This window comes from Rhizobacter sp. P2_H2 (genome assembly GCF_056403375.1).
This window is the reverse complement of the sequence record NZ_JBFUFP010000672.1, coordinates 1-3,044: the sequence shown is the minus strand read 5'-3', so window position 1 is coordinate 3,044 and position 3,044 is coordinate 1. Positions and strand designations below refer to the sequence as shown.

General features: G+C 73.4%; 3 protein-coding genes. All 3 read left to right on the top strand.

Annotated elements, in window-relative coordinates; all coding sequences use genetic code 11:
* Window positions 1-555: response regulator (locus AC1D15_RS24455; protein WP_477828013.1), on the top strand; the 555-nt coding region annotated here is incomplete at its 5' end.
* Window positions 556-609: 54 nt separating this feature from the next.
* Window positions 610-1,368 (top strand): winged helix-turn-helix domain-containing protein, encoded by a 759-nt coding sequence (locus AC1D15_RS24450; RefSeq protein ID WP_477828012.1) that lies wholly within the window; start codon window positions 610-612, stop codon window positions 1,366-1,368.
* A gap of 13 nt (window positions 1,369-1,381) precedes the next feature.
* The coding region (locus tag AC1D15_RS24445; protein WP_477828011.1) for a GAF domain-containing protein at window positions 1,382-3,044 on the top strand (1,663 nt) is incomplete at its 3' end.

Here is a 3,044-nt window from a genome sequence, read left to right as displayed (position 1 = left end):
GGCGCGGACCGGCGCGGCGACGATGACGCCGACGGCGACGGCATGCGGGCCGATCCGCGGCTGCCGTGCGCAGAAGCCGCGCTGCGCGCCCGGCAGGGCCGGCTGCGCGTGCTGGTGGTGGAGGACAACCCGGTCAACCAGGAGGTGGCGTGCGAGGTGCTGCGGGCGGTCGGCGTCGACGCCGAGCTCGCCTGCGACGGCGCGCAGGCGCTGGAGCGCGTGCAACGCGAGCAGTTCGCGCTGATCCTGATGGACATGCAGATGCCCGGCATGGACGGGCTGGAGGCGACGCGGCGCATCCGCGCGCTCGGCGACCGCACGCCGATCCTCGCGATGACGGCCAACGTGTTCGACGAGGACCGCGCCGCGTGCCTGGCCGCCGGGATGGACGGCCATGTCGCGAAGCCGGTCGAGCCGGCGGCGCTGTACGAAACCCTGCGCCGGCACCTCGGGCTGCCGCAGGTCGACGCGGCGCCCCATGCAGAACGGGCCGCGAGCGAATCCGCAGGAGATGACGCCCCGCTGACGCCGTGCGGCGCGATCCGCCGCGTATAGTGCGGCGGGGCGGTCGCAGGGGCCGCCGCCGACCGCGCACCAGGGGGGCATTTCGTGACATCGCAGGGGGTTCCGCACCACATCGCCGTGCTCGACGACGAGGTCGACATCACCCAGTTGCTCGCCAACTACCTCGGCGGGCAGGGGTTCCGGGTGTCGCAGGTGCACCAGGGCCGCGCGCTCGATGCCTTGATGGCCGCCGACACGCCGTCGCTGGTGCTGCTGGACCTCGGCCTGCCCGGCGAGGACGGCTTCGCGATCGCACGGCGGCTGCGCGAGCACCACCAGTGCGGGCTGATCATCATCACCGGCCGCGGCGACGCGGTCGACAAGGTGGTCGGGCTGGAGATCGGCGCCGACGACTACGTGACCAAGCCGTTCGACCTGCGCGAGCTGCTCGCGCGGATCAAGTCGGTGCTGCGGCGCGTGGCCGCCCCGGCGGTCGTGGCGACCGCCCCGGCAGCGCCCGCGGCCAGCGTGACGGCGGCGCCGCCCGAGCGGCTGCGCTTCCTCGACTGGGAGCTCGACCTCGCTGCGCGCCGGCTGGCCAACCGGGCTGGCGTCGAGGTGGTGCTGACCGGCGGCGAGTTCGACCTGCTGAGCGTGTTCGTGCGCCACCCGGGGCGGGTGCTGTCGCGCGATTTCCTGCTCGAGAGCACGCGCGGCCGCGAGGCGGCGCCGTTCGACCGCACGATCGACGTGCAGGTGGGGCGCCTGCGCAAGAAGCTCGAAGCCGACCCGGAGAGCCCGCAGCTGATCAAGTCGGTGCGCAGCGCCGGCTACATGCTGGCGGTGCCGGTCGTCGGCGCCTGAACCGGAGCCCCCGATGCCGCCGCACAACCTGCCGCCGCCGACGCCGGAAGAGGGGCGCCTGTTCCGCTCGCTGTTCTCGGCCTACCCCGATGCGCTGCTGCTGGTCGATGCGCAGGGCCTGATCGTGCGGGCCAACCCGGCGGCGGCCACGTTGCTGGGTTACGAGCTCGCGGAAATCGTCGGCCTGCCGGTCGATGCGCTGGTGCCCGACAGCATCCGCCCACGCCACGCGGCCTACCGCGGCGCCTACGGCATGAGCCCGAAGCCGCGGCCGATGGGCACGCAGCTCGAGCTGACCGCGCGCCGCAAGGATGGCAGCGAGGTGATGGTCGAGATCGCGCTGAGCCCGCTGCAGGACGACGGCCTGCCCTACGTGGTCGCGGCGATCCGCGGCATTGCCGGCTACCCGCGGGTGCAGCAGGCGCTGCAGCAGGCCCGCTACAGCGAATACATCGCCAAGCTCGCCCGGCTGGCAGTCGACACCCGCGACCCGCAGGCGCTGCTCAGGCAGGTGCCGCAGATCGCCGCTGAAGGCATGCAGGCCGAGATGGCCCTGGTCTGGCTGCTGGAGCCGAACCGGATCGAGTTCCGGCTGGCGGCCGGCGTCGGCCTGGACGGCGAGGAGGTCGAGGGGCGGCGCGTGCCCAACCGTCCCGACACRCCGGCCGGCTTCGTGCTGGCCGAGGGGCGGCCGGTGGTGGTGTCCAACTATGCCCGCGAGACGCGCTTCAAGGTGCCGCCCGACTACCTGGCGCGCGGGCTGGTCAGCGGGCTGGCGGTGCCGCTGTCCGACCGCGGCAGCACCGTCGGCGTGCTCGCGGTGCGCAGCCGCGAGGCGCGCCGCTTCGGCGACGACGAGCTGCGCTTCCTCGATTCGCTGTCGAGCCTGCTGGCCACCAGCCTGCAGCGGGCGCAGACCGAGGAGCAGCTGAGCCATGCGCAGCGCATGGAGAGCGTCGGCCAGCTGACCGGCGGCATCGCGCACGACTTCAACAACCTGCTGACGGTGATCCAGGGCAACCTGCAGGTGCTCGAGTTCGAGCCGCAGGTGGCCGACGAGCCGCGGCTGCAGCAGATGCTGGGCGCCGCGACGCGCGCGGCCCGGCGCGGCGCCGAGCTGACCGGCAAGCTGCTCGCGTTCTCGCGCCGCCAGCGCCTGGTGCCCACGCGCGTGGAGCCGGCACTGCTGCTGCACTCGCTGGCCGACATGCTGCACCGCACGCTCGACGAGCGGGTGCAGATCGTCGTCGACGCGGCCGACGATTGCCCGGGTTGCCGGGCCGATCCGGGCCAGCTGGAATCGGCACTGCTCAACATCGCGATCAATGCGCGCGACGCGATGCCCGAGGGCGGCACGCTGTCGTTCAGCTGCCAGCCGTGCCGGCGCGTTCCGGCGCAGGTGGCGGCCGAGCTGGCCGATCCGGACCAGGCCGGCACGGTGCCGCAGCAAGATGCGTTCGTCGCGATCAGCGTCTCGGACACCGGCCACGGCATGTCCGAGGCGGTGCGCGACCGCGCCTTCGAGCCGTTCTTCACGAMCAAGGAGGCCGGGCGCGGCACCGGCCTCGGGCTGAGCACGGTGTACGGCTTCGCGAAGCAGTCGCACGGCGCGGTGGTGATCGACTCGGCACCCGGCACCGGCACGCGCGTCACGCTGTACCTGCCGCGCTTCGACC